At 68.7% G+C, this 18,206-nt stretch carries 17 protein-coding genes; 8 read left to right on the top strand and 9 right to left on the bottom strand.

Annotated elements, in window-relative coordinates; all coding sequences use genetic code 11:
* Window positions 1-4 precede the first annotated feature (4 nt).
* On the bottom strand, window positions 5-2,110 hold the full coding sequence (locus tag ACQPYH_RS17565; protein WP_432892567.1) for an alkaline phosphatase family protein: 2,106 nt from the start codon (window positions 2,108-2,110) through the stop codon (window positions 5-7).
* 56 nt (window positions 2,111-2,166) lie between these two features.
* Window positions 2,167-3,465: a family 43 glycosylhydrolase gene (locus ACQPYH_RS17560; protein ID WP_432892565.1), complete on the bottom strand. Its 1,299-nt coding sequence runs from the start codon at window positions 3,463-3,465 to the stop codon at window positions 2,167-2,169.
* A gap of 146 nt (window positions 3,466-3,611) precedes the next feature.
* On the opposite strand from ACQPYH_RS17560, the gene dacB reads away from it, so the two are divergent.
* The 5 genes from dacB (at window position 3,612) to ACQPYH_RS17535 (ending at window position 9,837) form a co-directional block, all read left to right on the top strand.
* On the top strand, window positions 3,612-5,180 hold the full coding sequence (dacB, locus tag ACQPYH_RS17555) for a D-alanyl-D-alanine carboxypeptidase/D-alanyl-D-alanine endopeptidase (protein ID WP_432892563.1): 1,569 nt from the start codon (window positions 3,612-3,614) through the stop codon (window positions 5,178-5,180).
* A 39-nt stretch (window positions 5,181-5,219) separates the two neighbouring features.
* Window positions 5,220-7,451 carry an ATP-binding protein gene (locus ACQPYH_RS17550; protein WP_432892562.1) on the top strand — a complete coding sequence of 744 codons (2,232 nt, stop codon included), beginning with the start codon at window positions 5,220-5,222 and terminating at the stop codon, window positions 7,449-7,451.
* 94 nt (window positions 7,452-7,545) lie between these two features.
* On the top strand, window positions 7,546-7,926 hold the full coding sequence (locus tag ACQPYH_RS17545) for a hypothetical protein (RefSeq protein WP_432892561.1): 381 nt from the start codon (window positions 7,546-7,548) through the stop codon (window positions 7,924-7,926).
* 40 nt (window positions 7,927-7,966) lie between these two features.
* Window positions 7,967-8,920 carry a GNAT family N-acetyltransferase gene (locus ACQPYH_RS17540; RefSeq protein ID WP_432892559.1) on the top strand — a complete coding sequence of 318 codons (954 nt, stop codon included), beginning with the start codon at window positions 7,967-7,969 and terminating at the stop codon, window positions 8,918-8,920.
* Window positions 8,917-9,837, top strand: a complete 921-nt coding sequence (locus tag ACQPYH_RS17535) for a GNAT family N-acetyltransferase (RefSeq protein WP_432892557.1) — start codon at window positions 8,917-8,919, stop codon at window positions 9,835-9,837. The genes ACQPYH_RS17540 and ACQPYH_RS17535 overlap by 4 nt, the downstream gene beginning before the upstream one ends.
* On the opposite strand, the gene ACQPYH_RS17530 is transcribed toward ACQPYH_RS17535, so the two are convergent.
* Both ACQPYH_RS17530 and ACQPYH_RS17525 read right to left on the bottom strand, forming a co-directional pair.
* On the bottom strand, window positions 9,800-10,432 hold the full coding sequence (locus ACQPYH_RS17530; RefSeq protein ID WP_432892555.1) for a hypothetical protein: 633 nt from the start codon (window positions 10,430-10,432) through the stop codon (window positions 9,800-9,802). The genes ACQPYH_RS17535 and ACQPYH_RS17530 overlap by 38 nt on opposite strands.
* Complete coding sequence (locus ACQPYH_RS17525) at window positions 10,425-10,898, bottom strand: sigma factor-like helix-turn-helix DNA-binding protein (RefSeq protein WP_432892553.1); 474 nt, start codon at window positions 10,896-10,898, stop codon at window positions 10,425-10,427. The genes ACQPYH_RS17530 and ACQPYH_RS17525 overlap by 8 nt, the downstream gene beginning before the upstream one ends.
* 75 nt (window positions 10,899-10,973) lie before the next feature.
* Here ACQPYH_RS17525 and ACQPYH_RS17520 point away from each other — a divergent pair, with 75 nt between their 5' ends.
* Both ACQPYH_RS17520 and ACQPYH_RS17515 read left to right on the top strand, forming a co-directional pair.
* A complete protein-coding gene (locus tag ACQPYH_RS17520; RefSeq protein WP_432892552.1) occupies window positions 10,974-11,567 on the top strand; it encodes an ArsR/SmtB family transcription factor in 594 nt (197 codons plus the stop codon).
* The gene (locus ACQPYH_RS17515; RefSeq protein ID WP_432892551.1) at window positions 11,564-12,820 is read left to right on the top strand and encodes an MFS transporter; all 1,257 of its coding nucleotides are present in this window, start codon (window positions 11,564-11,566) and stop codon (window positions 12,818-12,820) included. The genes ACQPYH_RS17520 and ACQPYH_RS17515 overlap by 4 nt, the downstream gene beginning before the upstream one ends.
* Before the next feature lie 7 nt (window positions 12,821-12,827).
* Here the strand turns inward: ACQPYH_RS17515 and ACQPYH_RS17510 are convergent, their stop codons facing one another.
* From ACQPYH_RS17510 to ACQPYH_RS17490, 5 genes are all read right to left on the bottom strand, one after another.
* Window positions 12,828-14,435, bottom strand: coding sequence for an MFS transporter (locus ACQPYH_RS17510; RefSeq protein ID WP_432892549.1), 1,608 nt, complete (start codon window positions 14,433-14,435; stop codon window positions 12,828-12,830).
* A complete protein-coding gene (locus tag ACQPYH_RS17505; protein WP_432892548.1) occupies window positions 14,435-14,941 on the bottom strand; it encodes a MarR family winged helix-turn-helix transcriptional regulator in 507 nt (168 codons plus the stop codon). The genes ACQPYH_RS17510 and ACQPYH_RS17505 overlap by 1 nt, the downstream gene beginning before the upstream one ends.
* Before the next feature lie 80 nt (window positions 14,942-15,021).
* Window positions 15,022-15,477: a MarR family winged helix-turn-helix transcriptional regulator gene (locus ACQPYH_RS17500; RefSeq protein ID WP_432894424.1), complete on the bottom strand. Its 456-nt coding sequence runs from the start codon at window positions 15,475-15,477 to the stop codon at window positions 15,022-15,024.
* Between the two features lie 2 nt (window positions 15,478-15,479).
* A complete protein-coding gene (hisF, locus tag ACQPYH_RS17495; protein ID WP_130450792.1) occupies window positions 15,480-16,241 on the bottom strand; it encodes an imidazole glycerol phosphate synthase subunit HisF in 762 nt (253 codons plus the stop codon).
* A 15-nt stretch (window positions 16,242-16,256) separates the two neighbouring features.
* A complete protein-coding gene (locus ACQPYH_RS17490) occupies window positions 16,257-17,468 on the bottom strand; it encodes an aminopeptidase (protein ID WP_432892547.1) in 1,212 nt (403 codons plus the stop codon).
* A 79-nt stretch (window positions 17,469-17,547) separates the two neighbouring features.
* Here ACQPYH_RS17490 and ACQPYH_RS17485 point away from each other — a divergent pair, with 79 nt between their 5' ends.
* The gene (locus tag ACQPYH_RS17485; RefSeq protein ID WP_432892546.1) at window positions 17,548-18,150 is read left to right on the top strand and encodes an ArsR/SmtB family transcription factor; all 603 of its coding nucleotides are present in this window, start codon (window positions 17,548-17,550) and stop codon (window positions 18,148-18,150) included.
* Window positions 18,151-18,206 lie beyond the last annotated feature (56 nt).

Below are 18,206 nucleotides of genomic sequence, written 5' to 3'. Positions count from 1 at the left end.
CGCTTCAGGCCTCAACCTTCGACTCGACCGGTTCCTCCAGGTCCTTGCGGTGCCCCAACTGCTCCAGCCAGCCGACGAGCACCTCATGGACCGCATCGGAGCCTACGGGAGCCTTGTTCAGCTCCCAGCGCGACGGGTGCACCAGGACCGCGTCGGTCTGCCAGCCGCCGATCCCGCCGTGGCATCCGACCAGCTCCTCGAACGCCGCCACCTCGTGCGTGTAGTCGTCCAGCCTGCTGACCACGACAAGGTCCCCGTTGTGGGCCATCTCTGCCTGCCGGAGCATCGAGGCGGCCGCCAGCTCGCCGAACGGCGCGAGCGGGTCCTCCCCCTCGACCCGACCGGACCGCAGTACGCGGACCCCGGCCCGACCGATCGCGACCGGTCCTTCGGCGAGCGAGTCGACCACGACGAAGCCGATGCCGGGATGCGTCGCGAGGCCCGGGATCAGCTTCGGATGCAGCAGCTCGATCTCTTCGAGCGGGACCCGGCCGGGCGTGGTGGCGAGGTAGAGCAGCGCCAGGTTCCCGGAGGCGGTGACGACCATCTGCTCGTCGGCGGCGACCGGCGGCTCGCAGTCCTTCGGACCGAGCTCGACCTCGCCGCTCTTCACGTGCAGCGCCTTCCGGGTCACCGAGCCGGCCACGCTGCGGCGCATCGCCAGCTCGGTGAGGAACGCGTTCACCGGCCCCCAGCCCTCGGCCTTGCCGACCGCCGAGACCGGCTCCTTCGTGGTGTCGACCAGATCGTCGACCACCTCGGTCAGCGTCCGGCCGTACCGCTGGAGGAACGTCGAGCCCTGGCTCTGACCGTGGTCGGACAGGACGACGATCTCGTACGAGTGCGGCAGGATGTCGATGATCCGCTGGAGCGCACCGAGCACCCGGTCCAGGCCTTCGAGGGTCTGCAGCGACTCGGCCCGGGTCGGACCGGCGTGGTGCGCGACCTCGTCGTAGTCGACGAAGTCGCAGTAGATGACCGGCGTGCCTTTGACCAGCTCGTCGGTGATCAGCGAGACGTTCAGGTCGCGCAGCAGGACATTGGTGATCGCGCGCAGGAAGATGTACCCGCCGCCGCGCTTCACCCGCGGGACCAGATGCCGGACTCGTTGCCGGCGGGCCTGGTGCAGCTCCTTGATCATCTCCGCGACGCACAGGATCAGCCCGCGAGCAGCGCCCTGCGGACTGGAGAAGAACCGGACGTACCCGCGGCTGCGGCTGTTCGGCAGGGCGGCCCGGCTGAACACCAGCTCGCACTTGTCCGCGTCGCCGGACCAGTTGTTGCTGATGCTGACGCCGCCGTCCGCGAGCAGGCCGCGCCCGGTCGACATCCGCTCCTCGAGCTCCGCCGCGTCCCGGCCACGGTTGGTGACCATCACCCGGCCGGTCTCCTTCTCGTACCACCGGAAGGCCGGGATGTGCTTCGAACCGCCGTGCAGGATCCCGGCCTGGCTCGCCGGCGTGGTCGCCGGTACGCCGGTGTGCCACGCGAGCATCGAGTGGTTGCCGTCCCGGATCCAGCCGCCGAGGTTCGGCAGGTTGCCGGCCAGGACCATCCAGTTGAGCAGCGGCGCCGACAGCCCGTCGATCTGGATGATCAGCAGGCCGGTCTTCGGCGCGGGCTGGATCCGCCGGGCCCGGCGGTGCACGACCCGCATCACCTCGGCGACGTACGCGTCGTCACTGCCGGCGTACGCGACCCAGCCGACGAAGGCGCTGATCGAGGACATCCAGATCGCCACCAGCACCGGCGCCTCGACCCCGCCGTGCAGGTTCACCCCGGGGTCGACGGTGATCGCGAGATAGACGACTCCGAACTGTGACAACAGCCCGCCGATCAGTACGCCGAGCGAGCCGATCAGGACCGCGACACCGGCCAGGATCCAGCGCATCAGCACCGAGAACACCGCCAGCAGGACGACCAGCCGGAAGATCGGGAGCCGGCCGTCGCTGCTGATCTGCGGCAGCGTCCAGAACGTGATGATCAGCGAGATCAGCGACGCGAGACCGCCGTACAACATCGCCTGCAGGCCGCGGCCGGTACGGCGGAGATCCAGCCACACCGGTCGCCGCCGTCGGTCGTCGTACACCCGTTCTGGTGGTTTCGCCATCGCTTGCTTCGTACTCCCCGTTCGTCTCGCTTGTGCACTACGAGACTACGGGGTGGTTACTGCACTTCGAGGTAGTCCACCTCCGTGTACAGATCGCCCTTCGTCAGCCGGATCGTGTTCCAGCCTGCGTTGAGCGTGACCGATACCGAGCTCTCGTGCCAGTTGTCCCAGCCGGTGACCGGATAGCTGACCGAGCCCGCGTTGTTGCCGTTGACAACGAGGCCGTGGCTCGCGGTGGACGCCGATCCGTTGGCGTACCCGACGTGCAGGGTGTAGCTGCCCGCGACCGGCGCGAAGACCGTGTTCTCGACCCAGGAGTCGGCGTAGTCGATGTACGCGACCACCTTGCCGTCCGAGGCGCCGGCGGCGTTGGCGCGGACGCTGCAGTGGTTGAGCGTGCCGCGCTCAGCCTCGTACCGGACCCGGCTCCCACGGACCACCGGGTAATCGTTCGCCCACCCGATGTCGGCGACGTACAGATGCCGCTGGTTGCCGACCCAGCCGTGCAGGAAGATCTTGTTGTCGACGACGTCCGCGCCGCCCGGCCCGCAGACCGCATTGTCGAACGTCGCCGTCGTCATCAACGGCCGGTACGCCGTTGTCCACGGCCCACTGAGGCTCGTCGAGGTCGCGTACGACGTGAGGTAGTTGCAGTCGTTATACCCGCCGCCGGAGAAGAACAGCACGTACTGACTGCCGCGCTGGACGAGGTCCGGCGCCTCGATGACGCCGCTCGACGTGAGCATCGCGGTGTTGCCGCCGACCAGGGCCCGGCCGTTGTCCGCCGTACGGGTGAGCCAGAGCGTCGACGGCTGGCCGATCGCGTTGCCGTCGTTCTTCCAGACCAGGTAGCGGGTGCCGTCGTTGGCCACAAACGTGTTGGGGTCGATCGCGCCGCCCTGGTCGAGCCGGCAGATGAGCGGCGTCGTACCGACCGGCTGGAAGGGGCCGAGCGGTGAGGTGGCGGTGGCGACGCCGATGCACTGGTGGCCGGATGCCTTGTGCCAGGCGGTGTAGGTCAGGGTGTAGGTGCCGTCCGGGTTGGGGTAGACGTCCGGGGCCCAGGTGCGGCCCGGTTGGGCCCAGGCAGCGGACGGGCCGCCGGGCATCGCGTCGCCGCGGATGGTCCACGGTCCGTTGGCGCTCGGGGCGGTCGCGACCGGGACAGTGCCGCGGCCGTTGTTGGTCGAGTACGCGTACCAGGTGCCGTTCTGCTGGAACACGTCCGGATCGGGGAAGTCCTCGCCGACGATCTCGCTCGGAAAGACGGCCGAGGTGGTCGCGGCGTGCACCGGCGGTGACAGGAACGCGGAGAGGCTGAGCACAGCCAGAGCAATAGCCAGAAGTCGTCGCATCGGGACTCCTCAGGTGGGGGCGGTTACCTGTCCGACGAACTTTTCCATCGATTCACCTGAAACGCGAGACCTCATCTCTGGACCTGGAGTCATCCGGGGTAGAGACTCCGGCTAGTTGTTTTCCGCCTGGTTTGAGGGAGTGTCTCGTGAGTCATTTACCGAGAGTGTCGGGGCGCGGGTTGGTCGCGGGGCTGGCCGCGGTCGCAGCAGTTGTCGGCGGTGTCGCCACGCAGTCGAGCGGCGCGCCGACCGCAGTACAAGAGACGGCTTTGCAGCAGCGGCTCGACAGTCTGCTGAACGACAGCCGGTACGACGGGTCGCAGGTCGAGCTCGTGGTCCGCGACGCGACCACCGGGGAGACGCTGTACAACCGCAACGGCGACCAGCGGATGCTGCCCGCCTCGAACACCAAGCTGTTCACCTCGACGGCCGCGATGCACGTGCTCGGCCCGTCGTACCGCTTCCACACCGACGTACTCGCCACCGCACCCGTCCGCGGTGGGAAGCTGCGCGGTGACCTCTACCTGAAGGGGTACGGCGACCCGACCGCGCTGGAGTCCGACTACGCCGGCCTGGCCAAACAGCTGAAGGCGGCCGGCGTACGGCGGGTCGACGGCGACCTGATCGCGGACGACTCGTACTTCGATCACGTCCGGCTCGGCGACAGCTGGGCCTGGGACGACGAGCCGTTCTACTACAACGCCCAGATCTCCGCGCTGACCCTCGCCCCGAACACCGACTACGACTCCGGTACGGCGATCGTCGAGAGCCGCCCGGGCGCTGCCGCCGGTGCACCGGCCAAGCTGACCCTGGTCCCGGCGACCGGCGCGATCAAGCTGGTCAACACCGCGACCACCGGCGCAGCCGGCACCTCCAACACCATCAACGTCGAGCGCGACCACGGCACCAACGTCGTCCGAGTGAGCGGCTCGATCCCGCTCGGCGCCTCGGTCGACCAGGAGTGGACGACCGTCTGGGAGCCCGAGTTGTACGCCGCCGACGTGTTCCGCCGGGCGCTGACCGCGCAGGGCATCTCGGTCAGCGGCCACATCAAGAACGCGACCACTCCGACCGGCGCTTCGCGGCTGGCCCGGGACGAGTCGATGACCGTCGGCGAGCTGCTCACGCCGTTCCTCAAGCTCTCGAACAACATGCATGCCGAGACGCTGGTCAAGGCGATGGGCGCGGTCGTCGAGGCCGACGGCAGCTGGCCGGCCGGGCTGGACGTGGTGACGAACTACGCGCAGAGCGTCGGCGTCGACACCAGCCGGATCCGGCTGTCCGACGGCTCCGGCCTGTCCCGCAAGGTGAACGTGACCGGTGACGCGGTCACCGACATCCTGATCGCCGCGCGCAAGGAGCCGTGGTTCCAGCAGTGGTACGACGCCCTGCCGATCGCGGGCAACCCGGAACGGTTCGTCGGCGGCACGCTCCGCAGCCGGATGCAGAACACCCCGGCCGCGAACAACCTGCACGGCAAGACCGGATCGCTCACCGGCGTCACGGCGCTGTCCGGCTACGTGTCCAACGCGGACGGCCGCAAGCTGGTGTTCTCGATGATCAGCAACAACTATCTCAGCAGCCCGCGCTCGATCGAGGATGCCGTCGGCGTCACACTCGCGTCGTGGTCCGACCAGGGCACTCCCCCGGCCGCCGTCAAGACGTTCAAGTCCGCTCAGACGACATGTGACCTGGAGTGGGACAAGGCCTGCTGAGTGACCGTCCGTGACCGATCGTGCTGGTAGAACCACAGTGTGGGAGAACATTTCGCGGCTGCCGTCCGACAGCTCCGGTTGCGGGCCGGTCTGACTCAGGAAGCTCTGTCCGATCGTTCCGGTGTCTCGGTCAGCACGATCCGCGGCATGGAGACCGGCACCCGCCGCAACCCGCAGTTGGCGTCAGTACGTCGTTTGGCCGTCGCGCTCGACCTGCGGCCGGCTGAGCTGGACCAACTGCTGGCCGCGGCGGCGGGTGTGGCCGAACCAACGGCGGTACCGGTCCCCCGCCAACTGCCGGCCCCACCCACGCCATTCGTGGGCCGGCACGAAGAGCTGGACCAGCTGGACGCCGCGCTGCAACCGAACGCGGCGTCCAGCACCGGCGGTGTGGGTATCTGTGCGTTGGTCGGCACCGGTGGGGTCGGGAAGTCCTGGCTGGCGTTGGAGTGGGCCCATCGCAACGCCGACCGCTTCCCGAACGGGCAGCTTTTCGTCGATCTGCGCGGCTTCAGCCCGGACAGCGATCCGATGGACCCCGCAGTCGCCTTACGCGGGTTCCTCGACGCGCTCGGCGTCGAGCCCGACCGCGTCCCACTCGCCCCGCACGCGCAGGCAGCACTGTTCCGCAGTTTGGTAGCCGACAAGCGGATGCTGGTGGTGCTCGACAACGCCGCCGACACCGCCCAGGTCACTCCGCTGCTCCCGGGCGACGGCACCGTGCTGGTCACGAGCCGCAACCAGCTCTCGGGTCTGCTCACCGGACAAGGCGCCCACCACCTGGCCGTCGACCCCCTCGACGACACCGGGGCTCACGCACTGCTCGTCGCTCGGCTCGGGACCGAACGCCTGCAGACCGAGTCCACGGCGGAGGACGAACTCGTCAGCCTGTGCGGCGGGATTCCGTTGGCTCTGAGCATCATCGCGGGCCGCGCGCATCTCGACCCTCATCTGTCCCTGGCCGATGTCGCCGACGAGTTGCGCGGCGGCACACTCGACGTACTCGACGACGCGGACCCCGCCGCGAGCCTGCCAGCGGCGCTCTCCCTCTCCCACCACGCACTGACCGACGAAGAGGCCGAGGTGTTCGGGCTGCTCGCGATGGCTCCCGGACCCGACATCGGACTGGCGGCCGCCGGCAGCCTCACCGGCCGCGGACGAAGCCGGACCCGGACGGTGCTGCGCAGGCTGGAGCAGGCATCGCTCATCGGCCGGGACGCCGCCGGCCGCTATCGCATGCACGATCTGGTCCGCCGTTACGCGACCACCGCCCATCACCTCGCCGACGAGGTCGGGTCAGCTGCGCTGCGGCGGGTGCTCGACTACTACACCCACACCGCCTACGCCGGTGCACGCCACCTGGATACGCACCGCCCGCCCATCGAACTCGACCCACCCGTCCCCGGCTGCCAACCGGAAGCACCGTCCGACATCCCGGCTGCGATGGACTGGTTCGACGCCGAGCACCGCAATCTGCTCGCCGCCCAGCACACAGCTGCAGCACACGCGCTCTACAGCACAGCGTGGCACTTGGCCTGGGCGCTGAACGACTTCCACTACCGGCGAGGTCACCGCGACCATCAGCTGGCCGTGTGGCAGCTCGCAGTAGACTCCGCCGACCGGCTCTCCGACCCCGACGCCCAGATCATCACCCATCGGCTCCTCGGCCGTGCGCACGTCATGCTCGGACATCATCCGGAGGCGATCGAAGCCCTCGGTCGGGCCCTCGCCCTGAGCGAGGAGCAGAACGATCGTGCACTGCAGGCCCAGGCGCACTACACGCTCGCGTCCGTCTGGCCCGACGACCGAAAGGCGCTGGAGCACGCCGAACGCGCACTGGAGCTCTACCGCGGACTCGATGACCCGATCAAACAAGCCGATGCGCTCAACGCCGTGGGGTGGTTCGGCGCGCGACTCGGCCTTGACGATGCAGCTCGCGAGCATTGCCGGCAGGCCCTCGCCCTGTTCCGGCATCACCAGGACGTGAACGGCGAGGCGCAAACCCTGGACAGCCTCGGGCTCATCGACCACCACACCGGCCGCCACCAGGATGCCGTCCAGTACTACCTCGATGCCCTGAGCATCTATCGCGATCTCGACAACACCTTCGAGATCGCCGACACACTCGACCGGCTCGGCCACACCTACGCCGCGATGGGCAGCCGCGACCAGGCGCGTGCGGTGTGGTGGGAGGCTCGCGACCTGTACCGGCAGCACGGACGCGACGACGAGGCCGAGCAGCTGGAGGAGCGGCTCGACGACCGGTCATAGATGAACGGTTCGTGCGCTGTCGGACCCGATGGCGCCCCGAGCAGGATGGTGCGGGAACACCACAGAAACTCGGGAGGAACCTTCTATGTCTTCGATGACCCGTCTCCGGACCCGCGGCGCAGCGACCATGATCGGAGGGCTCGCGCTGGCCGCGTGCGCCTGGATCGCACCCGCCACCGCGGCTCCGGTGAGCACCGCTGAGACTGCCGGCACGGCTGCCACCGCTGCCACGGCCGACGACGATGTCTTCGCGAACTGCAGGATCGAGTTCTACGTCCGGTCCCGGCCGGACCTCGCGACGGACGACCTCATGTACCCCTGCGAACAGTCCCAGCGACTGCGGCTGGCCTGCTGGCTGTACGGCGCCGGCGGCGAGGAGTACTACGGGGTCTTCACCGGCATCCCGGGCCAGGAGATCGGGTACGCGTACGCCGGCTACATGAACAACGAGACCGGCGGCCTCTCCGAGTGCTAATGCCTTGGACAGTACGGCGGTCGTTCACCACCATGAGTGCATGACCGCCGTACTGCCAGCCTCGTACACCGTCCGACCGCCGTCGAAGGAGGACGCCCAGGCGCTCCTCGAGCTGGTGTCGGACTACAACACGTCGGTGGTCGGCTTCGCCGACTACACGCTGGAGGACGCGGAGGACGAGCTCACCGAGCCCGGGTTCACTGCAGAGACCGATGGGTGGTTGGTGTTCGATGGGGACCGCTTGGTCGGCTACGGCTCGGTCTTCGGCAAGGGCGACCACCGCCAGCTCGACCTGGATGTGGTGACTGCAGACCTGGCCGTTGAGACCTACCTGCTCGAGTGCATTCTCAGGCGGTCGGCGGAGTTCGCTGCGGCGTACGGGCATTCGTCCGTCCAGCTGGACGGAGGCAACTACCAGGTGGACGCCGCGCGCCGGGATCGCTTCGCCGGGTACGGTTTCGAGCCCGGTACGACGTTCCACCGGATGCGGATCGATCACGCCGGGCCGGTCGCCGTACCGGAGGTTCCGGCCGGGGTGACGGTCCGGCGGGGTGCGCCGGATGAATCGAGTCAGCGCGCGGGGCACGCCGTACTGAATGCGAGCTTCGAGGGGCAGTTCGGGTTCACGCCGCGGTCGTTCGAGGAGTGGCACGCGGCGCAGGAGAACTTCTCGGCGTTCGACTGGTCGCAGCTGACGTTGCTCGAACTGGATGGTGAGGTCGTGGCGATCCGGTCGTGCACGAGCCAGTTCGTCGGGGACGAGGACTGCGGGTACATCGGCCGGTTGGGCGTGCTGGAGAAGGCGCGCGGGAAGGGCTTGGCGAAGTTCCTGCTGCGGGACCAGTTCGCGCTCGACGCGGCAGCGGGCCGAGCCGGCACGATCCTCCACGTCGACACCAACAACCCGACACCCGCCCTCGGCGTCTACCTGTCGGTCGGCATGCAGCCCACCCTCGTCATGGAGGTCCTGCGCCGCGAGGTCACCGCCGCATGAGCCTCCCTCCCGGCCACACCTTCCGCCCGATGGTCCTGGAAGACGCACCCCTCATCGCCGAGCAGTCCGCGGCGTACACCTCCGCTCTCCTGGGTTTCCCCAAACACAGCCCCGAAGACGTCGCCAACTACCTCCGCGACCCAGGCATCAACCTCCAAACCGACGGCTGGGTAGTCCTCACCTCCGACGGGGGCTTCGCTGGCTCCGCAACCGCAGTCACAACCGACACCCACGTAAGCGTGGACATCCTGAGCAACTCCCCGGCCGTCCTCCACTGGCTCCTGACCCAAGCCGAACACCGCGCCGGTAGTCAGGCTGTGGTGCGGGTGGGAGTGATCCGGCAGGACGAGCTGCTGCCGGATGTGCTGCGGGCGCGTGGGTTTGTGGTGGGTACTTCGGTGCAGCGGATGCGGATTGGGTTTGAGGGCGGGGTGGTGGCTCCTGTGGTGCCGGAGGGGGTGGTTGTACGGCGGGGAGCGCCTGATGAGGCGAGCAAGCGGGCGGCGCACAGCGTGTTGATCGAGGCGTTCAAGGAACAGCCTGGTGCGTTGCCACGGCCGTTCGAGGACTGGGTTGAGTCGCGGGAGAGTCGGTCGACGTTCGAATGGTCGCAGGTGACGATCGTCGAGCTGGACGGGCAACCGGTCGGCGTGACCGAGCGCAACGACAACTTCGTCAGCACCGACAACTGCGGGTACGTCGGACGCCTCGCCGTCGTACCGGCCGCCCGCGGACGCGGTCTCGCCACGTTCCTGCTCCGCACCGCCTTCGCCACCGACGCAGCAGCCGGCCGCGACGGCACGATCCTCCACGTCGACTCCAGCAACCCCACCCCCGCGGTCGCGCTCTACACCGGCGTCGGCATGCGCCCGGATCTGATCAGCGACATCTGGCAGAGAACGATCCAGCCGGCCTGAGGCAGCCGCGTCCCTTCAGCACAACGCGTTCACCGGTCGTACCGGCGTACACCGTCCGGTTCCCGAGCGGACTCTTCAGATCGAGCTTCAGCGTGGTCGGCGCGGGGCCGGGATTGTTGCACTGGTGGCCTTCGTTCTGATCCGGCCCGACCCCGTACCGGTACGCCGCGATCCGAACCGACCCGCCGTCCTGGGACAGGATCCGCACCACCGTGTTCGGCTGGCACGGCTCGATCGCGACCTCGTCCGGTTCGACTCCCACGGTCAGGATCGAGAGATGATCCGGATCCAGCCGCGCCGACGTCACCGCGATCTCGCCCCGGAGCAGGATCACCGTCGTACCGAGCTTGTACCGCTGCGGCGCCGGCCCGTCGACCGCGTACTTCGGCGCCTCCAGCCCGATCGTCGGCTCGGTCCCGGCTCTCGGATAACCGAGTACGCCGGCGATCCCGGCCACGATCACGACCGCCACCACCGCGGCCGACACGACGTACCGTCGCCGCCGCAGGTCGCGGGCGGCCCGCTCGAGCTCCTCGAACGGCGGCGCCTCGTCCGGCGTCCGCTCGTCGACGTACTCGACCAGCTGGTCACGCATCCGCGAGGACCCGCCCGAGTGCCCGCCGCGCCCGCGCCAATCGCGCCTCGACCGCGCCGACCGGCAGCTCCAGATCCTGAGCGATCTGATCGACCGCCAGCTCCATCACGTCATGCAGTACGACGACCGCCCGCTGCTCCGGCGTGATCCCAGCCAGCGCGGCCGCCACGTCACCAGCGGGCTCACGCACCGAAGCCGGAGGACCGGTGAGCCGGGCCACCAACCGCGGCACCACCTCACGACGACGCAACCGGCCGACCATCGTCCGCACGGCGACCCCCCGCACCCACGCCTCCGGATCCTCGAACCGGCAGATCGCATCCCAGCGCCCGAGCAGCCTCGCGTACGCGTCCTGCGCCACCAGCTCGGCGTCCACGCGCGACCCTCCGATCGACACCAGTACGCCGATCAGCCGCGGCCAGGTCTGCCGGTACAGAGCGGCGATATCCGCCCTTCGGTCGTCCACGCCTTCAGTGTCCCGCCGTACCCGGACCGGCGACAGAGGTTGCCTCCGAGAGATCTGAGAGATTACTCTCGAAACATGTCTCTCAGAAATCCGTACGGCGATTTCGAGATCACCGACCCGCAGGCGATGCGTGCGTTGGCGCATCCGGTCCGGCTCGCTGCGCTCAGCTACCTGCAGAGGAACGGCCCGGCCACAGCCACCCAGCTGTCCGAGCACGTCGGCGCCTCCCCGTCCGTCACCAGCTGGCACCTGCGGCACCTCGCCACCTTCGGCCTGGTCGTCGACGGCCCGCCGCCGAGCGGCTCGGACCGGCGGCAGCGCTGGTGGAACGCGGTCGCTCACGGCTTCCGGTACGAGATGCCGGACACCGCGGAGGGCGTCGAGGCCGGCCGCCTGCTGCGGACCGAGATCATGAACCAGGCGCTCGAGGCAGCTCAGCACTGGATCGCGGAGACCGAACCGAACCTGGCCCCCGAATGGAGCCGGCTGGCCGGCTCGGCGAACACGCTGCTGGTCATCACCCCCGCAGAGGCAGAGGCGATCGAGTCCGCGATCGAGCAACTGTTCGCGCCGTACGTCCAGCGTCGCGACGCCGACCAGACGCCCGACGACGCACATCCGGTCCGCTACCTCCGCATTTCCTTGCCCGAAGCAACGGACTCGCAATGAGCACGGTCTCCGCCACCAGCCTCTGGCGCGACCGCCGGTTCCGCACGTTCTGGTCCGCGCAAACGATCTCGGCGTTCGGCGACCGGGTCACCGAGCTCGCCTTGCCGTTGATCGCCGTCACGCTGCTCGACGCCTCCCCCAGCCAGGTCGGGTTCCTGACCGCGGCGGTCTGGCTGCCGAACATCGCGTCGCTGTTCATCGGCACCTGGGTCGACCACCGCCGCGACAAACGCCCGCTGATGATCGCGGCGGACCTGGTCCGCACCGTCGTGCTGCTCTCGCTGCCGATCGCCTACTGGCTCGATCTCCTTGCCCTGGGCCACTTGTACGCGATCGCGATCCTGGCCGGCACGGCACAGGTCTTCTTCGGCACGGCGTACGCGTCGTTCTTCGTGCGACTGGTCGAGCGCGACCAGTTCCTGGAGGCGAACAGCAAACTCTCCGCATCCCGCTCGATCTCGTTCATGGCCGGACCGGCGGTGGGCGGCGCGCTCATCCAGGCGCTCACTGCCCCGGTCGCGATCATCGTCGACGCGCTGTCCTTCGTCTTCTCGGCCATCCAGATCAGCCGGTTGAAGATCACTGCGGGCGTATCCGAGGAGTCGACCGAGCCACTCCTCCGGCGAGCTCGGGCCGGCATGCGCTACGTGCTGAAGCACCCGTATCTCAGCCGCAGCCTGGCCTGCGCGACCACGGTCAACTTCTTCAACCTGATGAGTACGGCACTGCTGGTGTTGTTCGCCAGCCGCATCCTCGAGCTGTCCGCGGGGACGATCGGCCTGGCGTTCGGCATCGGCGCGTCCGGCGGCCTGCTCGGCGCCGTCACCGCGTCGCCGCTCAGCCGTCGCTTCGGAGCCGGTCCGGTGATTGCGGCCGGTGCGCTCATCTTCCCCGCCTCGATCGCGATCGCCGCGCTCGCGGACGGTCCGACCTGGGTAAAGGCGGTGGCGCTCGGTGCGGCCGAATTCGTCGGGGCGTTCGCGGTGATGTGTTTCGACGTACCGCTGAACTCGTTGCAGGCGGCCGTGACCCACGACCACATGCGGAGCCGGGTCGCGGGCGCGTTCAGCAGCATCAACTACGGCATCAGGCCGCTCGGCGCGGTCGTCGGAGGGTTCCTCGGCACCTGGATCGGTGTCCGCGAAACCCTCCTCGTCTCCGCAGCCGGCGGCCTGCTTTCCGTGCTGTGGCTGATCGGCTCACCGATCATCCGCACCCGCGAACTGACCGGCCTGGAGCCTCCCGAGCTTTAGTCGTGTTCTAGTCGTGTACTGCGCGATCGGCGAGGTCCTCGATGTCGTCGACCTTGGCCACGGTCTTCCGGAGCGGGACCTCCTTGATGAAGAACACCGCGACCAGGCTGACCAGCGCACACGCGGCCGCGATCAGGAAGATCCGGCCGGTGGCATCGCCGTACGACTGCCGCACGAGCTCAGCCAACTGCGGCGGCAGGTGACCGACGTCGAGCAGGCTCGTGCTGCCCGATCCGCCCTCCTGGAACTTCCGCGCCGCCTCCGCACCACCCGGTCCGGCGAGCACTCCGGCGATGATCAGGTCCTTGACGCGGGCCGCGAGTACGGCGCCCAGCACCGCCACGCCGACCGCACCGCCGAGGCTGCGGAAGAACGAGACCGTGGCACTCGACGCGCCGATCTCGCGGACGTCGACCGTGTTCTGTACGGCGAGGACCAGGTTCTGCATGGTCATACCCATGCCGAGTCCCATCAGCAGCATGCCGAGACCGGTGTACCAGTACGGCGTGGTGTGGTCGATCGTGCCGAGCAGGATGAGGCCGATGACGAGCAGGATCGCGCCGCTGACCAGGTACCGCTTCCACTTGCCGTAGCGGGTGATCATCTGACCGGAACCGATCGACCCGAGGAACGAGCCGAGCATCATCGGGATCGTCAGCAGGCCGGCCTCGGTCGGGCTGTAGCCGCGGGCGATCTGGAAGTATTGACCGAGGAACAGCGCGCTGCCGAACATCGCGACGCCGACCGCGACACTGGCCACGATCGCCAGCGCCGTGGTGCGCTGCTTGACGACCTTCAGCGGGACCAGCGGCTCCGGGGTCTTGCTCTCGACCACGACGGCGAGGATGCCGAACAGCAGCGTGCCGCCGACGAACAGGGCCGACTGCCAGGAGACCCAGCCGAAGTCGGTGCCGGCGAAGCTGACCCACAGCAGCGGGAGGCTCGCGGCGACGCTGATCAGGACCGCGCCGAGGTAGTCGATCCGGACCTTACGCTTGACCGTCGGCAGGTGCAGGAACTTCTGCAGCATAACCAGGCTGATCACGGCCAGCGGGACGCAGACGTAGAAACACCAGCGCCAGCCGAGCCACGAGGTGTCGACGATGACGCCGCCGATGAGCGGGCCACTGACGGTCGCGACCGCCATCACCGCACCCATGTAGCCGGAGTAGCGGCCCCGCGACCGGGGTGGGATCGCGGCGCCGATGATGGCCTGGGCCAGCGCCATCAGACCGCCCATCGCGAGGCCCTGCAGGACGCGGGCGCCGATCAGGAACGGCACGGTGTGGGACAGGCCGGCCAACGCGGAGCCGACCACGAACACCGAGATCGCCAGCTGCACCAGCAGTTTCTTGCTGACCAGATCGGCGAGCTTGCCCCAGATCGGGGTAGACACGGTCGTGGCCAGCAGGCTCGCGGTCAGCACCCAGGTGTACTGCGTCTGGGTGCCTTCGAGGTCGGCGATGATCGTCGGCAGGGCATTGCTGACGATCGTCGAGCTCAGCATCGCCGTGAACAGCGCGGCGAGCAGGCCGATCAGGATCTCGAGGATCTCGCGGTGGGTGAGTTCCGGCGCAGCGGGCGTCTGCGATTGCCGGGTCTCGGTGACAGTCATCAGTCTCCAGTCGATTGTGTGCGCCTCACGACCTGGTTGACCTCGGTGATGGCGTGCGCGATCCGCTGCATGGTCTCCGCAGCGGTGAGCAGCGCGTCGTCGTCGAGGTCCGCCAGGGCCGCACGAAGGTGCTGGGTGTAGGACGAGTAGAGGGCCTCCAGCTGGGCCTTTCCGGCGGGCGCCAGGCTGACCAGCCCGACCCGGGCATCGGCCGGGTCGGGTCGACGGCTCACCAGTCCGTCGGCCTCCAGCGCTGCTACCTGCCGGCTCACGACCGACGCGTCGACGCCGAGCTTGGCCGCGATCTCTCCGCCGCGCTGCTCGCCGCCCTTGTGCAGGATCTTGAGCACGCTCGCGTCGGACCGTCGCAGCCCGCTGTCGGGCATCAGGTGCCGGTGTTCGATACAGCGCACGGCGCGGATCAGCGAACTGACCCCTTCGAGGACCTCCTGCGCCGGCGCGTCCCGCTCTACCCCCGGGACGAGGGGTTGCTGAGCTAGTTGCATAACCCAACTATATACTCAGATAGTTGGTTTCCACAACCATATGCCCAGGCTGTGGAGAACTGGTTACACGGGGTGAAACCTCAGCCGAGGTCGGTGTTCAGGCGGGCCAGGAGGCGGCCCAGGTCGGCGAGGTCTGTGGGGTTCCAGCGGTCGAGGATGGCGCGGAACTCGGTCTGGCGCTGGGTGCGCATCGCCTCGTAGCGCTCGGCGCCGGTGGTGGTGAGGCGGAGCAGGCGGGCGCGGCCGTCGTCCGGGTCACCGACGCGTTCGATCAGGCCGAGGTTCTCGAGCTGGGTGATGCCGCGGCTGACGGTCGACTTGTCGAGGCCGAGGACCTGGGCGACATCGGAGGCGCGTACGCCGGCGCCGTTGCCGGTCCCCATCTCGATCTGGGAGATCAGCGCGTACCCGGCGGCATCCATCTCGGAGTGAACGCGCCGGGCCAGTCGGAGCGACGCGGAGCGCGAACGGCGGAACAGCGCGGACAGCTCCTGCTCGATCGCCGCGACCATCTCCTCCGAGCGCTCCACTTGCATGCTCACCGAACCACGATCCCGGCGTCGCGGAGGGCCTTCTTCACGTCGGCGATCCGGAAGTCGCCGAAGTGGAAGACGCTCGCGGCGAGTACGGCGTCCGCGCCGGCCTGCACCGCGGGCGGGAAGTGCTCCGGCGCCCCCGCTCCCCCGCTGGCGATCAGCGGTACGTCGACCACCGCACGCACCGCCTTGATCAGCTCCAGGTCGAACCCTTGCTTGGTCCCGTCGGCGTCCATCGAGTTCAGCAGGATCTCCCCCGCGCCCAGCTCGCAGCCGCGTTGCGCCCACTCGATCGCGTCCAGCCCGGCCGATTTCCGTCCGCCGTGGGTCGTCACCTCGAACCCGCTCGGCTGCTCCGCGGACCGCCGTACGTCGAGGGACAGCACCAGGACCTGGTTGCCGAACCGGTGTGCGATCTCGCGGATCACGTCGGGCCGGGCGATCGCGCCGGTGTTGATGCCGACCTTGTCCGCACCCGCGCGGAGCAGCCGGTCGACGTCGGCTACCTCGCGGACGCCGCCGCCCACCGTGAGCGGGATGAATACCTGCTCGGCGGTCCGCCCGACCACGTCGTACGTCGTCTCGCGCGAACCCGACGACGCGGTGATGTCGAGGAACGTGAGCTCATCGGCGCCCTCCGCGTCGTACACCTGCGCCATCTCGACCGGGTCGCCGGCATCCCGCAGGTCGGCGAAGTTCACGCCCTTCACGACGCGGCCGGCGTCGACGTCCAGGCAGGGAATAACTCGTACGGCAAGGCTCACGCGGAAAGGGTACCGTCAGCCGCCCAGGACCCAGACGTCGTCACGCAGGAGGACGACCGGACCGTCGGGTGTCGCGGCGGTGATCGTCAGCCCGTCGCCGCCGACCACGACGTCGGTGTGGACGGTCGCGTTGTTCAGCCCCAGCTCGGCTCGCTCGTCGGGCGTCAACTGCATGCCGTCGGCAACGGCGAACGGGAAGCTCTGTCCCCAGGCGATGTGACTGCCGGCGTTCTCGTCGAACAGCGTGTTGTGGAAGACGATGCCCGCCTGCGCAACCTTCGAGTCCTTGTCGACCAGGGCGACCTCGCCCAGGCTGCGGGCGCCGGGGTCCACGTCGAGCTGAGCCCGGACCAGGTCGGCGCCGGTCGTCGCGTCCACCTCAGTGATCCGGCCCGCCTTGAAGGTGAGCTGCAGCCCCTCCACGAGTTGGCCTGCGATGACGACCGGCTTGGTCACCCGCGCGACGCCGTCAGCGCGCCGGCGGTCGGGGCTGGTGAAGACCTCTTCGGTCGGGATGTTCGGCAGGTACGAGATGCCCGCCGGATCCGTCACGGACCCACCCGTCCAGCGACAGTCGGGTAGCAGGCCGACGGTCAGGTCGGTCCCTTCACCGGCGTAGTGGAGCTCCGTGATCTGCAGCTTGTCGAGGGCCGCACACCGCTCAGCCAGTACGGCGGAACGCTCGCGCCATGCTGCCACCGGGTCGGCCTCGTCGAGCCGCATCGCCCGGGCGACCGCGTCCGAGAGCCGGTCGACGTCGGGTTCGCCGTACACCTGGGTGGCCCAGCCCGCGTTCGGCGCGGCGATGACGGTCCAGCGCCACTGTCCGCTCATGACCGCCTGCTGCCGAGCGGCCATCTCCTGCCTCCGTACGGCGGCAACGCGAGCTGGGTCGATCCCGGCGTACAGGCCCGAGTCCGGCGTACCGGTCAAGGCAATCGTTGCGATGCCCTCCTCCACCCAGCCGCGGATGCGCTCGAGCGACCAGGGCCGGTCCGCCGACAACGTCTCGAGGTCGGAGTGGACGAGATCCGACCGGCGTACCAGCCCGTCGGACCAGAGCACCTCCACCCATTTCGCACCGGCGACGTACGCGCGCTCGACGACTGCCCTGGCGATCTCGGCCTGGGCGATATCGGCATTCACCACGACGCCCTGCCCCGGTTGCACGTTCACACCAACGCGGACGACCAGATCGGCGAAACGCTCCAGCTGTTCGTTGTTCATCTCGGCTCCCACCTATTCACGTTGGCGTGAACATTGTCAGATGTGCGAACATTGCGCAAGACGTAAATCCTGAGGAGCCATGATGCAGGAACCGCAGTCGGTCCGAACGATCACCGACGTCGAGACGATGCGAGCACTGTCGGACCCGACCCGCGTCGCGATCCTCCGCCTCCTGATGAGCGGCGACCGCTCGGCGCCGCCGGTGATGTCGGCCAAGGAGTTGGCGGCCGCCCTCGGCGAACCGCAGACGAAGCTCTACCGCCACCTCAAACAACTCGAGGCAGCCGAGCTGATCCGGGTTGCCGAGACGCGACTGGTCTCGGGCATCCAGGAACAGCGCTACCGGACCGCCCAGCTCGACTTCACCATCAGCCGCGACCTGGTCACGAACGAGGCGGCGTCCGCCGAGTTCGCCGATACCCTGTCGGCCCTCTTCAGCGAGTTCCGCACCGAACTGGTCACCAACCTGACCGCCGGCCGCGTCCCCATCGGCGCCGAGTCCGAGACACCCCTCGGCCTGCTGGTCGGCCGCGGCATGGTCGCCAATGTGAGCCCCGCCCGAGCGGCCGAATTCCGCCGCCGCCTACTCGCTCTGCAGACCGAGTTCGACGACCTCGAGGACAACGACCCCGACGGCGTCCCCGTCCATCTCCTCGTCGGCTGGTACGCCGTCACTGACTAAATCTAGTTGCATTGACACTAGTGGCACTGCAACTATCGATTCTCCGATTGAGAGGA

Source organism: Kribbella sp. CA-245084 (assembly GCF_050942355.1).
Lineage (GTDB): Bacteria > Actinomycetota > Actinomycetes > Propionibacteriales > Kribbellaceae > Kribbella.
Note: the sequence above shows the minus strand (reverse complement) of the source record. Positions and strands in the feature narration are given on the sequence as shown.